18 protein-coding genes and 1 riboswitch are annotated in these 24,053 nt (G+C 41.3%); of the genes, 9 read left to right on the forward strand and 9 right to left on the reverse strand.

The features are described from left to right. Positions 1 to 38: 38 nt before the first annotated feature. The 3 genes from ACLFKQ_RS11370 (at position 39) to ACLFKQ_RS11380 (ending at position 3,704) form a co-directional block, all read left to right on the forward strand. Positions 39 to 368: a phage integrase N-terminal SAM-like domain-containing protein gene (locus ACLFKQ_RS11370; protein ID WP_448999925.1), complete on the forward strand. Its 330-nt coding sequence runs from the start codon at positions 39 to 41 to the stop codon at positions 366 to 368. Positions 369 to 454: 86 nt separating this feature from the next. Then, a complete protein-coding gene (locus ACLFKQ_RS11375; protein WP_448999926.1) occupies positions 455 to 1,015 on the forward strand; it encodes a tyrosine-type recombinase/integrase in 561 nt (186 codons plus the stop codon). Between the two features lie 127 nt (positions 1,016 to 1,142). Continuing rightward, a complete protein-coding gene (locus ACLFKQ_RS11380; RefSeq protein WP_448999927.1) occupies positions 1,143 to 3,704 on the forward strand; it encodes a two-partner secretion domain-containing protein in 2,562 nt (853 codons plus the stop codon). Between the two features lie 496 nt (positions 3,705 to 4,200). Here the strand turns inward: ACLFKQ_RS11380 and ACLFKQ_RS11385 are convergent, their stop codons facing one another. Further along, positions 4,201 to 5,472 carry a hypothetical protein gene (locus ACLFKQ_RS11385; protein WP_448999928.1) on the reverse strand — a complete coding sequence of 424 codons (1,272 nt, stop codon included), beginning with the start codon at positions 5,470 to 5,472 and terminating at the stop codon, positions 4,201 to 4,203. A gap of 497 nt (positions 5,473 to 5,969) precedes the next feature. Here ACLFKQ_RS11385 and ACLFKQ_RS11390 point away from each other — a divergent pair, with 497 nt between their 5' ends. Then, complete coding sequence (locus tag ACLFKQ_RS11390) at positions 5,970 to 7,049, forward strand: aliphatic amidase (protein ID WP_448999929.1); 1,080 nt, start codon at positions 5,970 to 5,972, stop codon at positions 7,047 to 7,049. Between the two features lie 166 nt (positions 7,050 to 7,215). Here the strand turns inward: ACLFKQ_RS11390 and ACLFKQ_RS11395 are convergent, their stop codons facing one another. After that, positions 7,216 to 8,748 carry a phosphomannomutase/phosphoglucomutase gene (locus ACLFKQ_RS11395; RefSeq protein ID WP_448999930.1) on the reverse strand — a complete coding sequence of 511 codons (1,533 nt, stop codon included), beginning with the start codon at positions 8,746 to 8,748 and terminating at the stop codon, positions 7,216 to 7,218. Positions 8,749 to 9,016: 268 nt separating this feature from the next. Here ACLFKQ_RS11395 and ACLFKQ_RS11400 point away from each other — a divergent pair, with 268 nt between their 5' ends. Beyond that, entirely contained in the window at positions 9,017 to 10,513 is a 1,497-nt protein-coding gene (locus tag ACLFKQ_RS11400; protein WP_448999931.1) for a carotenoid oxygenase family protein, read from the forward strand. A 226-nt stretch (positions 10,514 to 10,739) separates the two neighbouring features. Beyond that, positions 10,740 to 11,882 (forward strand): IS4 family transposase, encoded by a 1,143-nt coding sequence (locus ACLFKQ_RS11405; protein ID WP_448998311.1) that lies wholly within the window; start codon positions 10,740 to 10,742, stop codon positions 11,880 to 11,882. 222 nt (positions 11,883 to 12,104) lie between these two features. Here the strand turns inward: ACLFKQ_RS11405 and ACLFKQ_RS11410 are convergent, their stop codons facing one another. From ACLFKQ_RS11410 to ACLFKQ_RS11420, 3 genes are all read right to left on the reverse strand, one after another. Continuing rightward, entirely contained in the window at positions 12,105 to 13,082 is a 978-nt protein-coding gene (locus tag ACLFKQ_RS11410) for a sirohydrochlorin chelatase (RefSeq protein WP_448999932.1), read from the reverse strand. A gap of 364 nt (positions 13,083 to 13,446) precedes the next feature. After that, positions 13,447 to 13,598, reverse strand: a riboswitch (cobalamin riboswitch). Between the two features lie 278 nt (positions 13,599 to 13,876). Further along, positions 13,877 to 14,095 carry a hypothetical protein gene (locus ACLFKQ_RS11415; protein WP_448999933.1) on the reverse strand — a complete coding sequence of 73 codons (219 nt, stop codon included), beginning with the start codon at positions 14,093 to 14,095 and terminating at the stop codon, positions 13,877 to 13,879. A 90-nt stretch (positions 14,096 to 14,185) separates the two neighbouring features. Next, positions 14,186 to 14,785, reverse strand: coding sequence for a superoxide dismutase (locus tag ACLFKQ_RS11420; protein WP_448999934.1), 600 nt, complete (start codon positions 14,783 to 14,785; stop codon positions 14,186 to 14,188). 953 nt (positions 14,786 to 15,738) lie between these two features. On the opposite strand from ACLFKQ_RS11420, the gene ACLFKQ_RS11425 reads away from it, so the two are divergent. Next, positions 15,739 to 15,900 (forward strand): hypothetical protein, encoded by a 162-nt coding sequence (locus ACLFKQ_RS11425; RefSeq protein WP_448999935.1) that lies wholly within the window; start codon positions 15,739 to 15,741, stop codon positions 15,898 to 15,900. A gap of 85 nt (positions 15,901 to 15,985) precedes the next feature. On the opposite strand, the gene ACLFKQ_RS11430 is transcribed toward ACLFKQ_RS11425, so the two are convergent. Continuing rightward, entirely contained in the window at positions 15,986 to 17,692 is a 1,707-nt protein-coding gene (locus tag ACLFKQ_RS11430) for an ABC-ATPase domain-containing protein (protein WP_448999936.1), read from the reverse strand. Between the two features lie 232 nt (positions 17,693 to 17,924). On the opposite strand from ACLFKQ_RS11430, the gene grxC reads away from it, so the two are divergent. Beyond that, positions 17,925 to 18,239, forward strand: coding sequence for a glutaredoxin 3 (gene grxC, locus ACLFKQ_RS11435; protein ID WP_448999937.1), 315 nt, complete (start codon positions 17,925 to 17,927; stop codon positions 18,237 to 18,239). 18 nt (positions 18,240 to 18,257) lie between these two features. Here the strand turns inward: grxC and ACLFKQ_RS11440 are convergent, their stop codons facing one another. The 3 genes from ACLFKQ_RS11440 to ACLFKQ_RS11450 all read right to left on the reverse strand — a co-directional run bounded on the left by ACLFKQ_RS11440 (position 18,258) and on the right by ACLFKQ_RS11450 (position 21,373). Next, positions 18,258 to 19,559, reverse strand: a complete 1,302-nt coding sequence (locus ACLFKQ_RS11440) for a GNAT family N-acetyltransferase (protein WP_448999938.1) — start codon at positions 19,557 to 19,559, stop codon at positions 18,258 to 18,260. A gap of 4 nt (positions 19,560 to 19,563) precedes the next feature. Further along, on the reverse strand, positions 19,564 to 19,839 hold the full coding sequence (locus tag ACLFKQ_RS11445) for a hypothetical protein (protein WP_448999939.1): 276 nt from the start codon (positions 19,837 to 19,839) through the stop codon (positions 19,564 to 19,566). Positions 19,840 to 19,936: 97 nt separating this feature from the next. Next, complete coding sequence (locus ACLFKQ_RS11450) at positions 19,937 to 21,373, reverse strand: tetratricopeptide repeat protein (protein ID WP_448999940.1); 1,437 nt, start codon at positions 21,371 to 21,373, stop codon at positions 19,937 to 19,939. Between the two features lie 118 nt (positions 21,374 to 21,491). Here ACLFKQ_RS11450 and ACLFKQ_RS11455 point away from each other — a divergent pair, with 118 nt between their 5' ends. Beyond that, a complete protein-coding gene (locus ACLFKQ_RS11455) occupies positions 21,492 to 23,861 on the forward strand; it encodes a DNA polymerase III subunit gamma/tau (RefSeq protein ID WP_448999941.1) in 2,370 nt (789 codons plus the stop codon). Positions 23,862 to 24,053: the final 192 nt, after the last annotated feature.

Raw genomic sequence — 24,053 nt, forward strand, 5'->3', positions numbered from 1 at the left:
AGTAAACACTACACGGGGGCAACGTCCCCCTTAAGACCATGCAATTAACAACTACAACAACCAACCACATCGACATCCTGACCAATAGCTTTGAGAAGTTTGTTAGGACACGGGTTAGCAACGGCAACCCATCACAAAGCACAGTTAGAACCTACATTGCTAAAATACGCTACTTCATCCAATGGTGCTTAGACAACAACATTAACCCTGGCACTTGTACGGAAGAGGACATCGTATCTTACAGAAGCCATCTGATAAACAAGAGCTACAAACCTAACACCATTAAGCTCTATTTGCGTATTGTAAACCGCTTCTACACGGCTTTGGTACTGAACACGTTTTACCCGCTAACCCCGCTAAAAACGTAAAATCACCTACGCACAGGACGGATAGAGCAGCAACAGTAAAAGCATTCACTAAGGAGGAATTAAGCAGATGTCTTAATCTAAACAATTTGTTAGACGGTACAGAGTACGCTACTACGCCCGACTTACAGAAAAGATTAATTTTGTCATTGATGAGTCTCTGTGGTCTGCGGACGGTAGAGGTAAGTACGTCTCGTATCGGCAACATTCAACAGTACGGTACTAAGGAATACGGTCTGGAGGTCACATCAAAACGCAGCACTAGAGTAATAGCCCTACCTACGCCTGTAGTTGAGTTGATTAATGCCTACATTGCCAAGCGAGTTGCAGACGGTGAAACGATTAAACCCGATAGTCCCCTAATCAGTAGTACCCGTAAACCTGGGACATCAATTAGTACACGGGGCATTCGTAAAGCAGTTGATAGAACCCTGTACCGAGCAAAACTAAAACGCCCTGGTATGAGCGGGCATAGTTTGAGACACTCGTTTGCCACGCTAGCAGTTAGAGGCGGAGCAGACATTCAACAAGTCTCTTATGCACTAGGACACGCCGACCTTAGAACAACCCAGGTGTACACTCACATACGGGACAAGTGGAAACATAACCCCTCTAACTTTATTCTCGGTTACAAAGAGTTAAATGCATAATTGGAAATTAGCACGTTTGTAAATAATTATAATATTTGACTTATTTGTAACCAATTGATTTTGCATACATAATAATTATAATTTGTAAAATAATCTACGATAGCTTTTTTAGTTTTGAGGCGTTGCAGTGAAAAAAGGTTTATCTCTCTCCTTGTCTCTTGCTGGTATTTTGATTGGTTCTTCAGCTTTAGCACAAGTAATTCCAGATGATACGGTTAATACACGAGTCACTGAAAGCGGAAACGTCTCAGAAATTACTGGAGGCGAGACTAGAGGAACTAATCTGTTTCATAGCTTCAGAGAGTTTTCGGTTCGGACTGGTAATGAAGCCTTGTTTAATAATGCCGAGGCTATCTCTAATATTTTCTCTAGAGTAACAGGCGGCAATATTTCCAATATCGATGGTTTGATTCGTGCTAATGGTTCGGCTAATTTATTTTTGTTAAATCCCGCAGGAATTATCTTTGGTGAAGGTGCGAGGTTAGATATTGGTGGTTCTTTCTATGGCAGTACCGCAGACAGTATTTTCTTCCCCGACGGAATTGAGTTCAGTGCGACTGATACTCAAGCACAACCAGTATTAACGATTAATGCGCCCATAGGTTTAAATTTTCGAGATAATCCTCAACCTATTACTAACAGGTCTATTACTGATGATATGGGATTACAGGTTGATACAGGAAATAATATAATTTTAGTTGGTGGCGATATCGTTTTTGATGGCGGAGTAATCTTTGCTCCAGGCGGAAGGGTTGAGTTAGGAGGATTAGCAACAGAGGGAACAGTAAACTTTAACGATGACCTAGGTTTAAATTTCCCTGAAGAGGTGCCGCGAGCCGATATATCGCTGACTAATGAAGCGCAAATAAATGTCCGTGCCGGGAGTGGAGGTAGTATTGCTATTAACTCCCAAAATCTGGAGATTTTAGAAGGAAGCAAAGTAAGAGCAGGAATAGCATCGGGGTCAGGCTCACCTGAAAGCCTGGCTGGAAATATCGATGTTGATTCGACTGAGACAGTAACTATTTCTGGGACAAATACTTTTATTTCTAATGCAGTGGTTTCTGGGGCTACTGGGAATGCCGGGGATGTCAATATTACAACAGAGTCACTTGTTCTTAGAGATGGAGGTCAAGCCAATTCTTTAACCCAAGGACAGGGAAATGCAGGAAAAGTAAATATCATGGCTAGCGATATCTTTCTTGATGGAATTGCTAGCGATGGAGGAAGTAGTGGCTTTTTTAATACAGTAGCTTCTGGTGCGGTAGGTAATGCTGGTGAAATTAATATCAAAACTGCATCACTATCGATAACTAATCGCGCAGTAGTTAATAGTAGTACTTTTGGACAAGGAAATGCTGGCAATATATTTGTTCAAGCTGACGACTCCATTTTTATGTCTAATGACAGTTTAATTTTTAGTACTGTTAGAAATGGAGCGATAGGAAATGGTGGAAATATAACTGTTGACTCTAATTCTCTGACTTTATTAGAAGGAGCTCAAGTACAAGCTGCCGTATTCCGCGAAGAAAACGATCTTGCTGGTGGTCAGGGTCAGGGAGGCAATATTGTTATTAATTCTAGAGATTTTATAGAGCTTTCAGGATTTAGTTCTCAAAGTTTTTCTAGTTCTATACTGACAATTACTGAGCAAGGAGCAAACGGAGATGCAGGAGACATTATTATTAATACTGGAGTTTTACGCCTATCCGACAGTGCGAATGTGAACGCTGCAACTCGTAATTCTAGTAATGGAGGAGATATCACTATTAACGCCAACACACTTGAGGCTGCTAGCGGTGGACAAGTTCGTGCTACTACTCGCAGTGATGGTAATGCTGGCAATATCATTTTAAATATCATTGATAATATTACTCTTTCTGGCAGCGATCCAACATTTTTCCAACGGCGCGCTCAATTTGGTGAAGACTTTGTTAGCGATCCTGGTCCTAATAGTGGTTTGTTCGTAAATCCTACCTCAAATTCTACAGGCCAAGCTGGTTTTTTAATATTGAACACGGGACAATTAAATTTGAGCGAGCAAGGAACTATTCTAGCCTCTACCCAATCTAGTAACGGCGGCAGCATTGTGTTGTCAGTAGACGATACTTTAACTTTACGAGATAATAGTCGTATTTCTGCTCAAGCTTTTGGTGAAGCTAACGGTGGCAATATAGACATTAATGCCAACTTCATCATTGCTTTCCCCCAAAATAACGATATCATTGCCAGTGCTGAAGACGGAGTTGGAGGTAATATAAACATTGTTGTCGAATCTTTGTTTGGCATCGAAGAACGCTCTCTAAGTCCGCAAACCAACGATATTAATGCTAGTTCTAATTTCGGATTAGATGGTAATGTTTCGCTGAACATTTTGGATATAAATCCGCTTCAAGGTGCGGTAGAATTGCCTGATAATCTAATTGGTACAGACGAATTAATTGCTAATAGCTGCGTCGTCCCCAGTGGAGAAAACAACGGTACTTTTGTAATTACTGGCGGTGGGGGTTTACCCGTTGGTCCTGGAGATACTTCGGTTACTTACTATGCTACGGGGGAAGTGCAAACTATTCCCGCTGAAGCTAATACTGCTAGCATCTGGAAGCGGGGAGAACCGATAGTAGAACCGCAAAATGTGTATCGTCTAACCGATGGCAAGTTAGTGCTGAGTAGAGAGTGTTCTCAGTAGTAGCTGGTAGTAAGAACTGACGAATTAATTGCAGCTTTCAGCAAGGCGGGTTGCCGAAACTATTCTCGGTTTGTCTGCTTTAGGCAAACGAACTGGCTGCAAAGGTAAGTGAAGTAACCTCAGTTCTCTATTATTGTATTAAGTCAGGTGGTTTGAGGGCCTTCGAGATGAAACCAATTCGCGTATTACTCAAGCAATAGCAAACTACTACTCCAAACTTACAATCTCAGCACCCTGATATTAAACCCATCAAAACCCAATATGGCGATATCATTCCTGCCAGAGGAGTAATCAAAACCAAGGACGGCAGAGTTATTCTAACTGCTTATCCTACAGACAATACTCAAAGAACTCCTTCTCTTCATGGTGGTTGCTAGCACCCGACTATGTAAAAACCTAAAAATTTCCAAATTCATCAGAATAGTAATTACTGGGGACATTTACGGTAGGCGTGCAAACCGCTATTCCTGATGTCCCCAACATCCCCAATAGAGAATTAGGACTCTGTAGGAACTATTTTTGTGTAATGCAGCAATAAATCTATAGTTGTTTGTGTCCTTCTACGCCTCTTGTAAGTACTCTCATTCATCTCTGGTGTATGTCCCATACTCAACGCCCTTATCTCTTTAGGTATCCCTGCCATAATGCCGTTATGGTTCGCTAGATGTCTAAAGGCGTGTGTTTGAGTTACGGGACATTTCCAGCGTCTTAACTGCTCAGTGGCTTTATTACAGTAGAACTTTCTAATCGTGTCATTACTCCTACTTCTGGGTTTATTGCCTGGTAGTAGGGGTTTTTTAATGTCCAGTAATTCGATTAGGTCTGGGTGACTCGGTGGGACGAGAGAACGTGCTAAACGGTAATTAGTTTTAGTAGTTGTCCCCAGTGTCGTAAACTGCCCTACAACGATTAATCTAGCGTCTTCAGTCATTGGTGGGATGGTTACACGGTCAACGGTTACGAAGGGACACTCAAGATTCTGTATCGCGAATACCTCATGTACACGCAGACCGTAAACTACCTGAACGCTAAACACCCATAACCACGCTCGTCTAACCTCCTTATTAACGTTTGGGTGATTATTCGTTAATACTGCCTCACGCCACTCTATGAACTCCTCTAGGTCAATTGACTGTAAGTTCTGGAATTTGGTTTGAGTGATGTTAAGGTTGTCCAGCTCATCAAGTATTTTCCTCTTTCCCGCCATGCGTGTTAAACGCTTCATTGCTGAGACAACACCTTTATAACTCTTAGTCCCTTTCTCCCATCGATTGATAGTCCCCATGATAGTTTTCAGGGTTACTGCTTTGTCCTGGGGTAAGTACTTGTAAAACCTACCATAAGTGTCGTAATAGCTTGAGTGGTCACTAGGATTCGTCCTATTACGCCTTCTACCTGTTCTACTGGGTCTACTCCAAAAGTCCTCTTCAACGATGGCTATAGTCTCAGCAAACGTTACTAGGTCATTTTCTAGCTGTGACTCTTCCCTTATCTCTCTGTCGTACCACTCCCAAAATTCAGATTCAGTATCAAATGACTTTAATGCTTCGGTGACTTTATTAGCTTTGACTAATGCCGACTGCATACCGTCTATGGAAAAACTACAGTTACATGGGTACTGCCTTCTAGGTTTGTTGGGTGTTTTGAATTGAAGGTAGATACCACTTGGTTTGCGTGCTAAGGTGACACCATTAGTTGACTGCTTACGGTATCTTTCAAAGTCTAGTAGTAATGCTTCGTATCCAATAGGGTAATTTTCTTTACTCATTTTTTACTCAAAAGTAACGTTAATTACTCTGAGTAAAAACGGCGAACGCCTTGCGACAAGCGAGGTTTACCCTCGCGTTTTCAAGTTCGATTCTCGCCATCCGCACTTAATTTTAGTCTAGAATGCGATCGACATAAAAGTTGCACGCTTCTTCGATTATTCTCCCATAGAATCACTCTTTGAAACTTACTTATAAATTTAAATAACCATCTCTATTTGGTGAAGGTAGAATCTTTTAACTCTTCAAAAGAACATAACTATCACTCAAAAGATGTCTCAAAAATATTAATAACTGTTAATAATAGACCTACTTTTAGGGCTAAAAGCAAGCAAATTTTTTTTGAATAATTAACATATTCGGTATTTACCCTATGTGGTGTAGTCAAAGTTACAGGTTGCTGTTATTCAAATCGATAACATAATCCCAGGAATAAAATACTAGATATTAAATTTTTGTTCTTGCTAAAGAAAAGTAGAGATAAATTTAGGAGCAAAAAATGGCTTTTCATGGAGATATTTCTTCTAGCAACGATGCAGTCGGCGTTGCGGTAGTCAATTACAAAATGCCTCGACTCCATACCAAAGAGGAGGTAATTGCTAACTGTCATAATATCGCTAAAACGATCGACGGCATGAAAGTCGGTCTGCCAGGAATGGACTTAGTTATCTTTCCTGAATATTCGACTCACGGCATCATGTACGACTTCAAAGAGATGATGGATACGGCAGTGGATATTCCTGGCGCAGAAACCGAAATTTTTGCCGAAGCCTGCGTACGCAATAAAACCTGGGGTGTATTTTCGCTTACAGGAGAAAAGCATGAAGAGCATCCTCATAAAGTTCCCTACAATACTTTAATTCTGATAAACGATCGCGGCGAAATCGTCCAGAAATATCGCAAAATTATGCCTTGGTGTCCCGTTGAAGGGTGGTATCCAGGCAATTGCACCTATGTATCGGAAGGTCCGAAAGGACTAAAAATTAGCTTGATTATCTGCGATGATGGCAACTATCCAGAAATTTGGCGCGACTGTGCGATGAAGGGAGCCGAGCTAATCGTCCGCTGTCAGGGGTATATGTATCCTGCTAAAGAGCAGCAGATTAATGTTTCCAAGGCAATGGCGTGGATGAATAATACCTACGTTGCGGTTGCTAATGCTTCTGGTTTCGACGGCGTGTATAGCTACTTCGGACATTCAGCGATTGTCGGATTTGACGGACGGACATTAGGAGAATGCGGCGAAGAAGAAAACGGAGTGCAGTATGCCAATCTGTCTAAATTTGCCATTCGTGACTTCCGCGCTAATGCTCAATCACAAAACCATCTATTCAAACTAATGCACCGTGGCTACACGGGAATGATTAACTCTGGCGAAGGAACAGAAGGAGTACAAACTTGTCCTTTTGATTTTTACCGCGACTGGGTGTTAGACGAGCAAAAAGCTAAGGAAAACGCAGAGAAAATTACTCGTTCTACTGTCGGTACTAAAGAGTGTCCGATTGAAGGATTGCCCACTGAAAAGTCTCCAGAATCTAAATTAGAGGTAGAGCCTAGTTTAGTGTCTAGTAAAAATTAGGGCGTTATTGATTTTTGAGATGATTTGTGTACCTACCCCAGAATTGGGGGTAGGGCTGTCTCATTCTAGATAAATCATGAGAAATAGGTGCTTAGGGAAATAGGTAATTGAGGAAATAAAGAATTGTTAATGATTTGGTCGCTCGCATTGATGCTTTCAGCTATATCTACATTACTTTCTTAAAAGATGAGCGATCGAGTGAGTCAAACGTTGAGAAGAATTCCTGTAGCCTGCTGACTATTTGGCTAACACCACCAGAAACATTGGATTCAATGTTCAATGGTAGCACCGGATCGTGAAGAGATAGGCGTAGTAAAAACCAGCCATCTTCAGTAGGTGACTGGCAAGATATGCGTACTCCTTCATAATTGTTGGGAACAATTTGCCAATCTGGTTGCGATCGCGCAAATTCTTGTAGTTTGGCGATTACTCGATTGCCATAAGCTTTAAAGTCATCAGCTTCAATCTTGAGACGAAATTCTTCACTTTCGACTGGTTCGACTAAATTGGCAATTAAATCGGTTAAAAATTTGCCTTCTAGCTTTAATTTAGCCAGTTCGCTCAGTAGTTTGGTAGCGAGGTAAGCCCCATCGTCGAGAAAATAGTTTTCTTTCATCGCCGCATGACCGGAAGTTTCGATCGCCAACCAAGATTCTTTTCCTTCTTGGTTTAAGCGAATCGCCTCGTTGATGACGTTTTTGTAGCCGCGTTTGAAGCGATGATGTACGCCTTTTAAATCTTGCTCGATAAACTGAGTTAAGCCTTCAGAAGTAATGGAGTCGGTGACGATGGTCGAACCTGGATGTTCTTGGAGAACTACGGCAGAAATTAGTGCGATCAGACGGTTACGATTGATTTCTTTGCCCTGATGGTCTACGGCGGCGACGCGATCGACATCGGTATCGAAGATAATGCCAAAGTCAGCATGGGTTACCATAACTGCTTGGCAGATAGAAGCCATTGCCTCTTTATTTTCGGGGTTGGGAATATGATTGGGAAAGGTACCGTCTGGTTCTAAAAACTGACTTCCTGTAGTATCTGCACCTAGTGGTTTGAGCACTTTATCGACATAAAAACCACCGGCACCATTACCCGCATCGGCGACGATTTTTAATCCTGCTAAGGGACGGTCGAAGTTGTTGGGATGATTTACGGAATTGCGTACGGTTTGGACTAATCCTTCGGCATAAACCGAGATAAAATCGTGTTGTTCGATTATTTTAGGATGAGAGACAGTAGCAAAATCATTTTTTTCGGCTAGGTTTAAAATATCGGATATATCTTGTTTTTCTAGACCACCGCTGGCGGTAAAAAATTTAAATCCGTTACGATTAAATGGTAAATGGCTAGCAGTTAGCATTACACCACCGTCGCAGTTAAATTCGGGAGCGATCGTACTCATAAACATAGCTGGAGTCGAAGCGATACCGAAATCGTATACCTGACAGCCACATTCAGTCATTCCCTCCATAAATGACTGCATCAAAGTAGGTCCGGAGATGCGACTATCACGTCCGACTGAAATGATTAATTTTTCAGTTGGTTTTGCAACTTTTTGGGTTAGCCAGCTAACGAAAGCTTTTCCCAGAAGCTTCGCTACTTCTGGTGTCAAGTTAACAGGTTCTTCAGGAATTCCCTCCAAAGCTACTCCGCGAATATCCGAACCGTTTTGTAGTTTCTTCCAGTTAAAATTTTCCATATTTTTAGCGAGTAATGGGCCATCGCATCTGCTCGAGCATAAAATTAGCAGACTTATTCCATACCTAACTCGAATCTAGACAAAAGCAGATATGTTTAAGACTTAATTTAGATAAATTTTGTCCTTCTACTAAATAGCAAATTTCTAGATCGTCAAGAATTCAAATATAAATTGCCCCATAGATATAGAGCTTGCTTTACAAAACTTGATAGTCTGATAAGAAGAACTATTAAGCTGGCGATCGCAATATATTAATTTATCTTTGACTATGACCTACAAGATCGAACAAAAAGCCGAAACGCAATCGGCAAACGGTAAATCTTACTATATCGAAGAATGGCGACGGGGTTATGAAACTCAACACAATGAATACGAGTATCAAATTGAAGATATTGAAGGTGAAATTCCTCTCGAATTAGAGGGAACGTTGTTTCGTAACGGTCCTGGTCGCTTAGATATTGGCGGTACACCCATTGCCCATCCCTTTGACGGCGACGGGATGATCAACGCATTTTATCTTAAAGACGGTAAAGCTTTTTATCGCAATCGCTTCGTCCGCACCAAAGCCTATGTAGAAGAGGAAAAAGCAGGTAAACCACTCTATCGTGGCGTTTTTGGAACTCAAAAACTTGGTGGTTGGCTCAACAACGCTTTCGATTTTAGACTTAAAAATATTGCCAACACTAATATTATCCGTTGGGGCGGTAAATTATTGGCTCTTTGGGAAGCTGCCGAACCCCATCGCCTAGACCCTAGTACCTTAGAAACTATGGGCATAGATCGTCTCGATGGCGTTTTAGAAGAGGGAGACGCTTTTGCCGCCCATCCCTGGATGGATCCTAGCTGCAAACTGGACGGCGGCGATCCTTGTTTGGTCAACTTCCGGATCGAACCTGGACTTTCTAGCAAGATTAGCGTGTTTGAATTCAATCCTCAAGGAGAATTACTCCGCCGCCGTTCCCATAGCGTTCCAGGATTCTGTTTTATTCACGATTTTGCCATTACTCCCAATTACTGCATCTTTTTTCAAAATGCAGTTAATTTTAATCCTCTGCCCTATGTATTTGGCTTTCGAGGTGCGGGGGAATGTATTCAATTTCAGCCCGAAGAAACAACTAGAGTAATCTTAATTCCTCGCGATCCCCAGAATAAAGAAGTCATTACGTTTGAGGTAAAGTCTGGTTTTGTTTTCCATCATGCCAATGCTTTTCAGGCTGAGGGCAAAATCTATATCGACTCAATTACCTATAAGTCTCTACCCCAAGTTCAACCAGACTCTGATTATAAAAATGTGGATTTCGCACTCTTAGATCCAGGACAACTGTGGCAGTTTAGCTACGATTTTCAAACCCAGGCGGTAGAACGCAAGATACTAGAAAGTCGCTGCTGTGAATTTCCTTATGCTCATCCCGATAGAGCGGGTAGAGAATATCGCTACTTATTTATGGGTGCTGCTCACGAAGCTACAGGCAATGCACCCCTGCAGGCAATTATGAAAGCCGATCTCCAAACAGGCGATCGCGCCATTCATTCTTTCGCGCCTCATGGTTTTGTCAGCGAACCCATATTCGTTCCCAAACCCAATGCTACTGAAGAAGATGGAGGTTGGGTGTTGACTCTAGTTTATGATGGCAAGCAACACCGTTCTAGCTTAGTCATTTTAGACGGACAAGATATAGAGGGATCGGCGATCGCACGTCTCTATCTCAAACATCACATTCCCTATGGCTTACACGGTAGTTGGTGCGATGAGGTATTTATCTAGATAAAACTTTCAATCAACTCTGTGATGTTGCCTTGCAGCATAGCAGAAAACTTTAATTATAGTCATTTCAATTAATTTCCCGATGCTTTGATTGTGGTCAATTGCCAGCTATATTCGACCTGACGGGGTGACAACCCTGTGAGAAGTCAGACAGTGTAGGGAACAGAGACAACCTATGGTAAAAAAGATTCGGTCAGTTATTGAGAATCCGACCGAACCCTAAAAAATGTTAAACCAATTGTACCGCAATCATCTTTCACGTTATCTGAGTGATGACCAACTAATTACTTTGGAAGTGCTGGTATACCTTATCCAGACCTACAAACAAGTAAAGATAGAAAGACTAGCTGCATACTTCCCTTTACCAATTAAATATGAGAGCCGTCGTCGCCGAATCCAAAGGTTTTTGAAGTCCTCAGCTTTATCAGTTTCGTTAGTCTGGTTTCCCATAGTCAAAGAAGTAGTTCAAAAGAAATTCTTGCCAGACCAGACAATTTATCTAGTCTTAGATAGAACTCAATGGCAAGATAAAAATCTGTTCATGGTTGGAGTAGTGATGGCGAAAAGAGCTTTGCCTATATACTGGCAGTTTCTAGAGAAGAAAGGAGCCAGTAACTTCGCTCAACAAAAAGCCATATTACGTCCAGTATTGAAGCTGTTTAAACAACACCAAATCGTTATTTTAGGAGACAGAGAATTCCAGAGTGTTGAACTAGCTAAGTGGCTGACCCAGCAGCAGGTCTACTTTGTGCTTCGACAGAGAAAGAGTACGAAGATAATGGTAACTCAATTAGGTTTTACTCCCTTAAAAGACCTAGACGTTAATCCAGGAGACCAACGGTTTTATCAAGAAACTAAAGTCACTCAACTGCATCAAGTTTCGGGGATTTATTTAGGGGTCTATTGGCGACGTATTTACCGAGGCATGGGGGCAAAGGAACCCTGGTATCTGCTGACAAATTTACCCAATTTACCTGAAGCTGTCAAAGCCTATAAAAAGCGCGTAGGGATTGAGGCGATGTTTAAAGATTGCAAGTCAGGTGGCTACAATCTCGAGGGGTCGCAAGCTCAGATTGAACGCCTTACTCGTCTAGTTTTGCTCATCGCCATTGCTTACACTCACTCGGTGTTCAAAGGACATACTCTTAGCCTTCGAGGTCAGTCTAAATACATCGGTCGCCATCGAAAAATTAAACAATCTTTGACTCGCAACAGCTACTTTTGGCTTGGTTTATATGGTAGTAGCTGGCTGGTTTCATTTACCTTGATGAAGGAATGGATAAACAAATTGATGTGGCTCAATCTCAATAAGCTGCCTTTTTACCAGAGGGGTCTACGAGCTATGTTTATTATCCAGCAATCTTTCTAGCTCCCTTGTCACCCCTTCAGATATTCGACTTTCGTTAACCTCGATGACTACGGTTACTATTTGTAATGACTATATTTCCATAGCTGAGACTGTCTATATACTGCTTTTTAGCATAAGTCTCAGCTTTCTTTTTGCTCTAAAAATTTTCGTCGAACTAACGCTATCTACAACTGTAGAACAGCTTGAGGTATAGTTTTTTGTTCGAGGAATAGGTGTTTGTTGCTAAGGAGTTTGCCAAATACGCTGGTGATAATCCTCTGACTTGGCGTAGGGATCGCTGTCACCATGATGGTGATGATGTCCGTGATGATGGTGTCCGTGTCCGTGTTCATCTACTGCGGCAAGTCTAAACTTACACATTTCACAGTTCATTGCTACCTGACCCAATTGTGCTTCAATTTCTCGCTCTCGCATTACCTCTAATAATTGTGGCGCAATTCCCATTTCTGGCAAACTAGTAAAATTGATGTCTGGATACTTTTCCTGCTGTTGGGCGGTAATATTAAAAATTTTTTCCATTAAAGTACCCGTAAACAAGAAATAAGGTAAAACGATAATGCGTTTGGGCTGATAAAAATAAGCTCGTTGAAAGCCTTCTTCTAGACGAGGGTGGCTGATGCCAATAAAGCAAGTCTCCACCGTCTGATAACTACTACCTTCCCAAATAATCCTAGCTAGTTTGCACACATCACCATTAGCATCGGGATCGCTCGAACCACGACCGACAAATAATAATACCGTGTCAGTACGGGAAATGTTACAAGGATTATGTCGTGCTGTATCCAATTCTGCCAGGCGATTGCGCCACAGTTGGATAATTTTCGGATTAATTCCAAAATGACGACCGTAACTGAAGCTTAACTGAGGATAGAGCGATCGCGTCCGATCCAATTCGTTAGTTACATCAAATTTATTATGTCTAGCTGCAAATAACAAAATTGGCAGTGCCGAAATTTCTGTATAGCCTTGTTGGACGCAGGTTGCTACTCCTTGCTCGATTGTCGGTTCGGTTAATTCTAAAAAACAAGGTATTACGGGACGAGAAGTATCTAGTTGTTGGTAAATTTCGATAAACTCGAGAAAAGTTTGTCTGCCTCGAGGGTTTCTCGTACCATGTCCGATGGCGAGTAAAGGTCTTTTATATGGTAAGGGTGGTAATTGAAGTGAGTTGAATTTAGGAAAAGAATTGGCAATAACCATCTAGTTAAATTAGCTCCGATTTTGTGGAAAAGAGATCGAGACTTAGTTTATATGAAGAAATATGTTATCGGCGATCGCCGCAACAATGAGCCAGCTGTACCATAAGATGGAGTAGAAACTCAAATAAATGCTGGTAGCGACAAATTACATACCAGGTTTGCTGATTCAAACTTTACTTGAAAATCAACTTGCTCGATCGGGAAAGTAATAGCTACCAAACAAATAGTCATATAATTGAGCGATCGCCTAGAGCGCAAACTAGCCAGTCATCAATCGTAGCGTACAAAAAAATGCTTTAGCTAAACAATTGGCGATCGCCACTAAAAAACTGTCAAACATCTGTACCTCGCAGATATATTAAATCGATCGACTACATTCATCGGCGGGCATTCTGACTGAGAGATTAATCGATTGTCAATCTCATCACAGTTGCGGGACAGCGTTGGATTTGCACCAAACTTTCCCCTTTACTTCTAATGACTGTTCCCCATTAGAACCGATTAATTTATTTTACTCCTAAAGAGCTGAAGATTTCCCAACTATTCTGGAAGTAGAGAAAGCTATTTTCAAAGGAATTTGTTTGAGAAAAGATAAGTGAACCAGCAGTAAATAAGAGTAAGTAGACCTGTAAGCAAGTTCGATCGACAACGACTTGTAAGAATATTTGCACTCGAAACTATCTAGTTCTTCAATACTTCGCTGTCGAGGCGATCGCATCAACCTATTGACAAGCAAAAAAACATCCAATTACTTCTTAGTAAAATCTCAAACGGCGATCGCTTCTACTCGATCGATTAAAGTTGGCTGAGTCTTCGATCTATCCATTGCTTAGCTTTGACGATCGCATCCATAGGGCTATTGGCACTAGGAACGGCAACAGCACAACCTTCTTCGTAATTTACCCAAGCAGCATAGACATACTCTCCGTCAAGCTCATCGCGATCGATCTCTATTTTGCAGCCACGATAGGCAAAGGAAAGCATAATCTGGGGATAATGAGCTTCTATCATCATTTATTTATTTCTTCTACAAGACTTAAAGTAGATCTTTGAAGCGGATATTTAAGCTACTTAACTTTATATCCGCTTCGATTAATTCGCTACTTATGCAGCAGCTAGATTTTGAGCGACAAACTCCCAGTTGACCAGCTTACCGATAAATTCATCCATATAAGCAGGACGTTGATTTTGATAATCGAGATAGTAGGCGTGTTCCCAAACGTCTGTTGTTAATAAAGGAATTTGTCCGCTAGTTAGAGGATTATCAGCGTTAAGAGTTTTAGTAACTTTGAGAGTATTGCCATCTAGTACTAGCCAAGCATAGCCACTACCAAATTGAGACGTACCTGCATTTTTGTAAGCTTCTACAAATTGCTCGAAACTACCAAAGTCGGTATCTATTTTTTTAGCTAATTCTCCCGTGGGAGTCCCACCGCCATTTGGTTTCATACATTGCCAATAAAAAGTGTGATTCCAAGCTTGAGCGGCATTATTAAACAAACCGCTTTTGCTAGAATCCCCTGCTACTGCTTTAATTACTTCTTCAATGGGTTTGCTATCGAGTTCTGTACCCTTAACTGCGTCATTATATTTATTGACGTACTTAGCATGGTGTTTATCATGATGAAACTCTAAAGTTCTCTCAGAAATCACTGGTTCTAAAGCTGTGTAGTCGTAAGGAAGAGATGGTAATTCGTATGCCATGATGTTTGTTTTCGTCCTCTCTAAAAAATATCCATTTGGCAGGATTGAGAATAGACATTTGTTTTCGGCAAATAACTTTTTTTAAGCCTATTCCGACCTTCTTTGGAGATAGTATCGTAGTTTTAACAATCGCAAAATCCTACTCCTGGGGTGGGGCAACAGAAGATAGTAAGAGAAGAGTAAACAGCACTTAACCCTAAAACAATATTGAATTGAATATTATTTCAGTGTTAGAGCTCGTCTGAAAAGTAAATTTTGTTACCTTAAGGTCTAATTTCATACCTAGAAGAGCGGATTATAACCCTAGTAATTTCGTTTGAGTAAATTTGATCGAAGGTAATCATTGAGACTTTTCGGATATTCTCTTAAATCGCAGCGATCGCAGTTTAAACAAACAAAATGCTTTTTTACTTCAGATAACAACACTGGAGGGATATAACTCTTTTTCTGATTCTTTATTTCTTCGGCAAATTGTTCCAGTTATTTTTATATGATGTCTAAGACTTTAAAGCCTTAATTTTTAAAACTTTTAATAATAACTTTATAATAATTTTAGGTAGTTGCACAGAGTTAAAAATTACTTTTTTACTACAAAATTATATATATCAATAGTTTGTGAATTAAATCTAAAAACATTTAATGCTTATCATTTTCATCAAACAAATCAGACTAAACATTGCTAAATTCAGACTCATGCAAATCTAAGATATTAAATTGTAGTCAGCTAAAAATTAACAAATTCTTAAAAGCGTTTTAGTGAGTTTACCAATGGGAGTATCCTAAGTTTTTAATTAAACAATTATACTTATCCGCAAAACGAACATTTTTTCAAAAATTTTTATGCATTTGGATCGATATGTTTGACATACTTTCATTGCGTTTTTTGTTCGAATTATCTCTTTACTATGGAAATAATTGTTATTAGTTTAATAATTGGATTAATTTCAAGTGTATTGCTCATTTGGCTAATACGCTCTAGGATACGAGCAACTAATGAAGAACGAGACAATTCTTTGCTCGCAGAGTACATACAGCTATTACGTGAAAGTTCAACTTCATCCGAAGATGAAGATGACGAAGAATTACCAGAAGACAGCAATAATAACTACGAATAAAAATTGAGAAAATAGTACAGTATATTTTTTGGACAAGCAGCCAGTCACATTTAACTAAGCAAAATTGAGATATACAGATGAATGTTTACTCAGTAACTTTTAAACTTCTCAAACGATTTAAAGCTGCTGCTAACTCAAAGCGGCGAAATAAAGCTAAATCTCCTTGAGAAAAGTTGGTTATAGTGTCTAAACTTTCTTTAGTAATATCGTCGATAACTCGGTCTAAAACTTCGGGTAGAGTTAGCCGGTTATCAAGATATTTTTCTTTGGCATAAACTATAGCTTGAGCGATCGCTTTTAACTGTCCCGTATCGACTATTTGCTCTACGGCTGAAAGGTCGATATCTTCCGTACCGAAAACAATTTTATCGACATCTCGAACTGTTAACTTGACTTCCTTTTTACCCCGACTAGCATCTATACTGTCAGGTAGCGGTATTCTAGGGCTAATCTTGCCAAAATTCGCTCCACCTTCCGCTTGTCTTTCTGTCACGTACTGTTTGGCGATCGCTTTGGCTCGTTCCGTAACCTCGTATGGTAGAAAGTTTTCCATAGCGATAACCGTATCTGCCACCTCAAAATAATCGCCGCTGCCACCCATAACCAGAATAGTAGAAACGCCATAGTCAGTATAAAGTTGTCGTACCTTGTCGATAAACGGCGTAATTGGTTCTTTGTCTTTAGCTATTAAAGCCTGCATCCGGCGATCGCGGATGGTAAAGTTGGTAGCAGAAGTATCTTCGTCGATTAATAGCAATTTTGTACCTGCTTCTAAAGCTTCGATAATATTTGCCGCTTGCGAAGTACTGCCACTGGCGTTGGTAGTAGAGAAACTGGTAGTGGAACGACCTTGGGGTAAATGGTTGATAAACGGAGAAATATCGACTCCTGCGATGCTGCGTCCATCTTCGGCGCGAATTTTAACTGCAGTGGGGTTAGTAACTACAAACTCTCGACCGTCATTGGGTATATGGTTGTAAACTCCTAGTTCGATCGCCCTAAGTAAAGTAGATTTACCGTGATAGCCACCGCCAACAATTAAGCTTATTCCTTCGGGTATTCCCATACCTTTAATTAAGCCATGATTGGGCAACTCGAACTCTACTTCTAAACTTGGCGGCGACTGAAAGGGAATTACATCTTGCTGTAGGGGACGAAAATCTATACCGCTACGACGGGGTAAGATCGCATCATTAGTCACGAAAGCCACCAATTTTTTAGCCGATAGTTGTTCCCGCAGCCAGTCGGCATCTTCAATGGTTGCGACGTGTCGTTCTATCTCTCTAGCGTTGAGCGAAGAATACAGTAAAGCCGACTCAACTATATCGGGTAGATCTTCACACAGCATCTCTGCCGCCTGACGACCTAATATCCTTCTACCTTTGGCAGGAAGACCAACTACAAAGCGAACTTCTACAAAGTTTTTATCGATAAAAGCCGCAGTGCGTTCTAAAACTTCTTGTCCGTAACTAGCAATAGCAATTAGTCCACTTTTTCCCGTACCCCGACAAGAACTAATTTTACGAGCGGCGCGATCGAATTGGCGGGTGAGATAGTCTCTTAAAGCAACTGCTCGACTGTGAGAGCGATATAAATCCAGAGGAAATTGAGCTACAGTTTGGGGTAGTTTGACTCTCAGGTTACTGGGTGAAGCGAAAGGATCTCCCTGTACGCGATCGACAATTAAAGTAAAGTCACCAAATTCATAGTTTGCTTTGAGACTTTTGTAAGCTTTATAGCTGGCGTTATCGAGTTTTAATAATGTAGATTTTAGAGTATGGCGCTCGGACATGACTGATTTTTCGAAAATAAACAGAAATAAACAGAGTCTTAATCGGACCGATCTAAAGGTTAAAAATTTAGGGTTTTGTTAAGAGGCAATAGAAATTTCTAAGTTAACTATTGCAGCTCTACAACCTATCTCACACTCTAGCTCGAAGCTCATAGCATGTAGCTATTGTTTATTCAGTGTAGTCGCTATAATTTAGGCAAAATATCTGCAAACGCCCATAATAAAAAAAACAATGCTCGATTTTCTCAACCCGCTGTTAAACCGCCATCCAGAACGGATGAAAGCTAATGTAGAAATTTATACTTGGACTTTTTGTCCTTTTTGCATCCGTGCCAAAATGCTGTTGTGGTGGAAAGGAGTTAAATTTACCGAATATAAGATAGACGGCGACGAAGCAGCTAGAAACAAGATGGCGCAACGTGCCAATGGGAAAAGAACCGTACCGCAGATTTTTGTTAATAACAATCATCTGGGAGGTTGTGACGATCTTTACGAACTAGATGTTCGAAATAAGCTCGATCCCTTATTAGCTCAGCCTCCCAACTAACCGATTGACGATCGCCAATTAAGCATGATGACCATTATTAGGATGTTCTGAGGACTTAACAGAGTTAGGTTCTTTACTACTAGAAAAATAAATTGCCTTGGAAGAAAAGATATTTTTTTGCCTGACGGTATTTTGATAAGAACCCACGAGAGATTTCAACCAAGATATGCGCGAAGGGATGGGAGTACGAGCTGGCTTCAATCCTTGCAGCATTTCCGATAACTGTAATCCTTCTAGTGGTTTGGTTTCTTTGATTTTATGCCAAACCGATCGCGACATCAACAGGGTATTTTCTACAGAAGTCGCACCAATTTTAGTAAAGTACTCTTCTCGTTCTGGTTGATAGTCGGCAGAAGCAATTTCTAAATATTGCCAACTCGATCGCTCTTTGTTGGTAGTAGCTTTAGTGTCTCCCAAATTTATTTTTTGGGTTATTTGCGCCATTTTAGCGATCAGCTTGGGATACAGCCAAGTGTAGGCTGGATTGACCGTCAATTGAGCTTTATGAGGACGAGAACCATCTAAAGAAGATTCTAGTTTAAAATAGCCAATTGCCGCTTTGCGCTGGGGTTCGAATACATAACCACTAACCACATCGATCCGATTTAACCACTGTCGAATTTGAGCTACTGCAGCTTGAATTAGGTTAGTTCTAAAATCTTCGACGCGGCGATCGAATACTTGACGCAGTAATGGCGGCATGGAGACGCAATCTAGTTGATATAGTAGAGGGGCATCGGCATTACTTACTGGTAGGAAGTTAGGCAAATCGGGATTTTGCCGTGCCAACTGTTCTAATAATTCTGGAGAAAGCTGCCAATAGGTCATCTGTGCTAGCGGCTGAAAACCATTTTCGCGATATAAAGCCAGATGGTTTTTTTCATTGACGTTTACTTCCAGCATCCAAGTTCGCGCTTCCCAAATATTTTCCAAACAGTAGCGCAGTAGTTGAGAACCAATTTCTTTTTGGCTTTTGAGTAGCTCGAGGTGGGGAGAATTGCTATTGAGCAAAACTCGCTCTACTTTCCAGGTACTACGGGTACTGTTTAAAGAAGACACCTGAATGATACCGAGTACTTCCTCGAGCCTCTGAGCGACATAAATCCGCCATCCATGATAGTGTGATTGAGGTAAAAAGCTGAGGAACCTTTTTAGTCCGTACCAAGAACCAACCTGTTCTAGTTCTCGATCTATCGTGACTAAACGCTTAGAATTCTCTCTAACAACGCACTCGTTAACCAAAGCATTAATTGCCTCCACATCCCGATATTGGAGAGGACGCACTACGAGTTTGGGTGTATTTTGTACCGATAAACTCATTTTTCTAATCAACCTTTTCTAACTGCCATAAAATTTGATTGCCTTCTCTTCTCACTCTCGAGACAACCCAATTTCGCCAAGACCAATGATCTCCTCTACTAGTAACCGCACTGGCATTAATATCCATCAAATCGGCTAGTTCGGAACTACTGATTAAATAACCATTGCTAGCTATTTCTTCAGCAATTCTCAGGGTATCGATTAAATTTCTGAGTTCATTGACTCTTTCTTCACTCGATATTTTAATTTCTTCCATTGCATTGTTAGATGATTCTGTCATAGCTAGCAAAAACTCGAACGATTTTAAATTGGGTTTAAAGTTGAAACAGGAATTTTGATTATAATTTGATTTCCTGAATTTCATACCGTTATCTTAACTAATTTGTACCAGAATTTTCTCTTACCAAACTAAGATATCTCGAGCGAGCTGCTTGAAAATCTGGCTTGATTTCTAGTGCTTTTTGATAACTAACAAGAGACTCCTCAAAACTTTTTATTCGTTCTAAAGCGCGAGCGCGATTAAACCAAAATAAATAATTGTCAGGTACGATCTCTATGGCTTTTTGCCAACTACTAGCCGCTTCAAACCATTTTTCTAGCAAATATAAGGCATGAGCGTGACCATTCCAAGTTTGATAATTATTGGCATCCATGACTAAAGCACGCTCAAAAGAAGCGACTGCTTCGGCATATTTACCCAAATGACCCAAAGCACTGCCGCGATTATGCCAAGCTTCTGGTAAATTAGGATTCAATTCTAAAGCACAGTCCCAACTAGCGATCGCTTTGTCAAAGTTTCCTGAAATAGCTTGTCGTATGCCTAACTCAAACCAGTTCTTGACCAATTCTATCGAGCTAAAGTGATTATTTTTGGTACTGTAGTTGTCTTCAGTTTTGCCAGTCTGAGATGTAGTGACGGCGACTTTAGGTTGTAACGAGTGTTGAATGACCGTTACTTCTGATTCTACCGCACCAACTGGGTCTGAAATTGGGTCGTCCTGAAGTGAAACATCCGACAACTCGCTTTGGGCAGTATTAGCGACGGTTTCTGTAGCCAGTCCGTTTTCTGGCTCGGGGTAAGTACTTAGTGAGGTTTCTTCACCAGTGACTGCTAGGGGATCGGAGTTTGGTTGGAACACCAGCTTTCGATTTTCCGTAACTCGTTCCCCTGTAGAACGATCCCCATCCACTGAAGAAGATTGCTCCAAACTTGATGCTGATTTGGTCGTAGACTGTGGTAAATTTTCGCTCTCGGTATTTGTGGTTACATTATCTCGGTCTGGGTCGTCAGGAGTGAGTTCAACTAGATCTGCCCCATCGTATTCCCAAACTACTTCCCTATAATTATCAAATAATAGCTCTCGTCCAATTTGACTGGCAACAGTTCCAAATTGTCCGACTTCTGGGGTAGAATCGGCTAGCTTGCCAAAACTCATCATTAGCGTTCCTATTTGTCGTTTGTACTCAGGTGGCGTAGGTAACAACTTGTGTTGAAAGCGTTTTAACCACTCGATCCACAGCTGTTGCTGACCCCGTGCTTCCAGTCGGACAAAAAACTTAACAATTTGTCTTTGATGCCAACCATGAGTGACCCCCTGTAAAAGTTGGTCGAACAAAAATTCGTAATCCGCATCGGCTAGCCAACCAGCCGCCGCTCCCGATGTCAATTCTGTCCCAGCACGAGAAAGCTGAGAATTACCAGGAGTTTCAGTGGCTTGAAACGAGTTGGAGTTATCGCTCGCGGTTGGAGATGAACTTTGCCGCAGTTCAGATTGTGCTTGGTTTTGCCTGGTCTGGTTAAACTTTTGTCTCACTATCTTAGATCTAATATACTAGTTTTAGTGGAGTAATTTTAGGGAATAATATAATGTCGATCCACCACAGGTTGTTTGCGCGATCGCGGCATCGAAAACCGCAATTCCCACATCTAATATGTCCTACGAACCCCTGCATCACAAGTATCGCCCTCAAAGTTTTAAGGATTTAGTCGGTCAAGAAACGATCGCCAAAACTCTTAGTAATGCGATCGCCCAAACCAAAATCGCTCCAGCATATTTATTTACCGGTCCCAGAGGAACGGGAAAAACCTCTAGTGCGAGAATTTTGGCCAAATCCCTCAACTGTTTGTCAAGTGACAAACCAACATCCAATCCCTGCGGTCGGTGTGAAGTTTGTTTGGCGATCGCCACAGGTACGGCATTAGATGTGATGGAAATCGATGCTGCTAGTAATACGGGAGTAGATAATATTCGCGAAATTATCGAGCGGTGTCGGTTTGCTCCCGTACAATGTCGCTATAAAGTATATGCCATCGACGAGTGCCATATGCTCAGCACCGCCGCTTTTAATGCTTTGCTCAAAACTCTCGAAGAACCGCCCCCCAAGGTAGTATTTATTTTAGCCACCACCGATCCCCAACGGGTAATTTCCACAATTATTTCACGCTGTCAGAGATTCGATTATCGTCGCATTCCACTCTCAGCAATGGTCGGACACCTCAAATACATTGCCAAAGAAGAAAATATTGCGATCGCCGATGATGCTCTGACTCTAGTTGCCCAAATCGCCAATGGGGGCTTGAGAGATGCCGAAAGCTTGCTCGACCAGTTAAGTTTGTTGCCAGAAAAAATTACGGTAGAAAAGGTTTGGGACTTGGTAGGAGCGGTACCAGAATTAGATTTATTAAGCTTATTAAAGGCAATTAAAAGGGGACGCGCTACCGAGATTATCCAGCAGTGTCGTAGTTTACTCGATCGAGGACGAGAACCTTTGGTAGTACTGCAAAATCTAGCAAGTTTTTATCTCAATCTTTTAATTGCCAAAACTGCACCCGATCGCAGCGAGATGGTAGCGGTTACGGAAAGCTGTTGGCAAGAACTGCGTACTGAAGCGGCTAGCTGGGAAATCGAGCTAATTCTACAGGGGCAACAGCAGCTTAAAGCTGCAGAAATACAACTCAAACAAACGACTCAACCCCGCCTCTGGTTAGAAATAACTCTACTGGGATTATTACCTGCCGCTAATGAATTACAATCTGTAACTCCAACCGCTGTATCTAAAACCATACCCAGCGATCGCTCTTATCCTACTGCCCTTGCACCAAACTCCTCAGCGCCGAGCGGTAAAGATAAGCTCGATGTCAAGCAGCAGGAGCGTCAAGAAGCAACCAGTATAAATGGCACTGAAATTAAATTAGAGCAGGAACGGCAAGCAGAAAGAGCAGTAAAATCAGATTCAAAGCGCGATCGCAATGTGGTTCAATTAAAACCAATATCTTCTACTAGCGAGAATGAAGCATTAGAAAGTAATAGCCTAAATAATCTCAACCAGCAAACTACTCGACAAAATGTCCAGTCTGAGGTTGAGACTTCTGATAGTGTGGCTAATGAGGAGATTTGGGAACGCGTAATTCAGTGTCTTCAGCCACCGACAACTCAAGCTTTGCTGCGTCAACAGTGTCATTTAATCAGTCTAGAAGGTTCGACAGCTATCGTCGGGATCGGTTCGGCGAAGTTACAGAGACTGCATCAGGGAAAAGTTACCAATATTGAAACTGCTTTTGCTAAAGTCTGTCAGCGAATTATCAAAGTCAAGCTAGAAGTTGCTAATCCCCGAAAGCCATCAGTAGGGAATAATGTTGCTGCTGGTTCTCCTGCTGAACCTCGGTCAGAATCCAGGGCGGATCTAGTTAGCGCGAACCAGTCCGAAACTGGCGATCGCCCTGAAGAGTCAAACACTTCTGATAACCCTGCCGCGTTACAAACACCGGACAATACTATTGCTAATGCTCCGGTTGAATCTCCGCCTCCAATAGTCCCAGAGACTGCTAGCACTTCATTAGAGCCAAACTCCAGCCAACCCCTACAAGCAACAGAAGTAGAATCGAATTCACTTGCCACTACCGACGATACTGAAAATATAGATGACTTACAGCGGGCGATCGCTAATTTAACTCGGAGTTTCGAGGGAGAATTAGTGGAGCTGGATGATTATTCGATTAAAAAGCCAGAATTTCCATTAACGGCAAACTGCAAAGAGCCCGATGCGATCGAATCTCCAACAGAATTAAAGAAAAATTCACATCTAACTTCTCCGTCCTTTTCTTCCTCCACTAAGATTAAGATCAAACGGCAAGACATAGAAGATATGTATGACGAAGAAGATGAAGATGTCCCGTTTAGACGACCCGTTTATTCTAAAACCAACTTTGAAACTCAGCTATTTGACTCTTGGGAGTTGGAAGCTAACCGATATTGGGACGGAATAAAACAGTTAGTTCGAATTAACCGAATGGTGGACTAAGATTAGTTCTGTTTAAGATAAAAGGTAGTGATTAGTGGTCTTGGTGGCTGGGACTTCTCCTTCATTCGGTAAACTCCTACCTCAATAGCTGAAGGCTAGAGCAATGGTTCAAAACATCTTCAACACAAATTAAATTGCCCACCCCATACAAAGCGATAATTACTTCGTTATTGGCAAATACAGCATTTATAG

Source organism: Myxosarcina sp. GI1(2024), from assembly GCF_053543375.1.

What these genes read in the sequence shown, in the direction of transcription:
- ACLFKQ_RS11430 (WP_448999936.1), bottom strand. Translation starts at nt 17,692, where the DNA reads ATGTCCGAGCGCCATACTCTAAAATCTACATTATTAAAACTCGATAAC.
- ACLFKQ_RS11385 (WP_448999928.1), bottom strand. Translation starts at nt 5,472, where the DNA reads ATGAGTAAAGAAAATTACCCTATTGGATACGAAGCATTACTACTAGAC.
- ACLFKQ_RS11400 (WP_448999931.1), top strand. Translation starts at nt 9,017, where the DNA reads ATGACCTACAAGATCGAACAAAAAGCCGAAACGCAATCGGCAAACGGT.
- grxC (WP_448999937.1), top strand. Translation starts at nt 17,925, where the DNA reads ATGCTCGATTTTCTCAACCCGCTGTTAAACCGCCATCCAGAACGGATG.
- ACLFKQ_RS11440 (WP_448999938.1), bottom strand. Translation starts at nt 19,559, where the DNA reads ATGAGTTTATCGGTACAAAATACACCCAAACTCGTAGTGCGTCCTCTC.
- ACLFKQ_RS11390 (WP_448999929.1), top strand. Translation starts at nt 5,970, where the DNA reads ATGGCTTTTCATGGAGATATTTCTTCTAGCAACGATGCAGTCGGCGTT.
- ACLFKQ_RS11370 (WP_448999925.1), top strand. Translation starts at nt 39, where the DNA reads ATGCAATTAACAACTACAACAACCAACCACATCGACATCCTGACCAAT.
- ACLFKQ_RS11420 (WP_448999934.1), bottom strand. Translation starts at nt 14,785, where the DNA reads ATGGCATACGAATTACCATCTCTTCCTTACGACTACACAGCTTTAGAA.
- ACLFKQ_RS11395 (WP_448999930.1), bottom strand. Translation starts at nt 8,748, where the DNA reads ATGGAAAATTTTAACTGGAAGAAACTACAAAACGGTTCGGATATTCGC.
- ACLFKQ_RS11445 (WP_448999939.1), bottom strand. Translation starts at nt 19,839, where the DNA reads ATGACAGAATCATCTAACAATGCAATGGAAGAAATTAAAATATCGAGT.
- ACLFKQ_RS11410 (WP_448999932.1), bottom strand. Translation starts at nt 13,082, where the DNA reads ATGGTTATTGCCAATTCTTTTCCTAAATTCAACTCACTTCAATTACCA.
- ACLFKQ_RS11455 (WP_448999941.1), top strand. Translation starts at nt 21,492, where the DNA reads ATGTCCTACGAACCCCTGCATCACAAGTATCGCCCTCAAAGTTTTAAG.
- ACLFKQ_RS11405 (WP_448998311.1), top strand. Translation starts at nt 10,740, where the DNA reads ATGTTAAACCAATTGTACCGCAATCATCTTTCACGTTATCTGAGTGAT.
- ACLFKQ_RS11415 (WP_448999933.1), bottom strand. Translation starts at nt 14,095, where the DNA reads ATGATGATAGAAGCTCATTATCCCCAGATTATGCTTTCCTTTGCCTAT.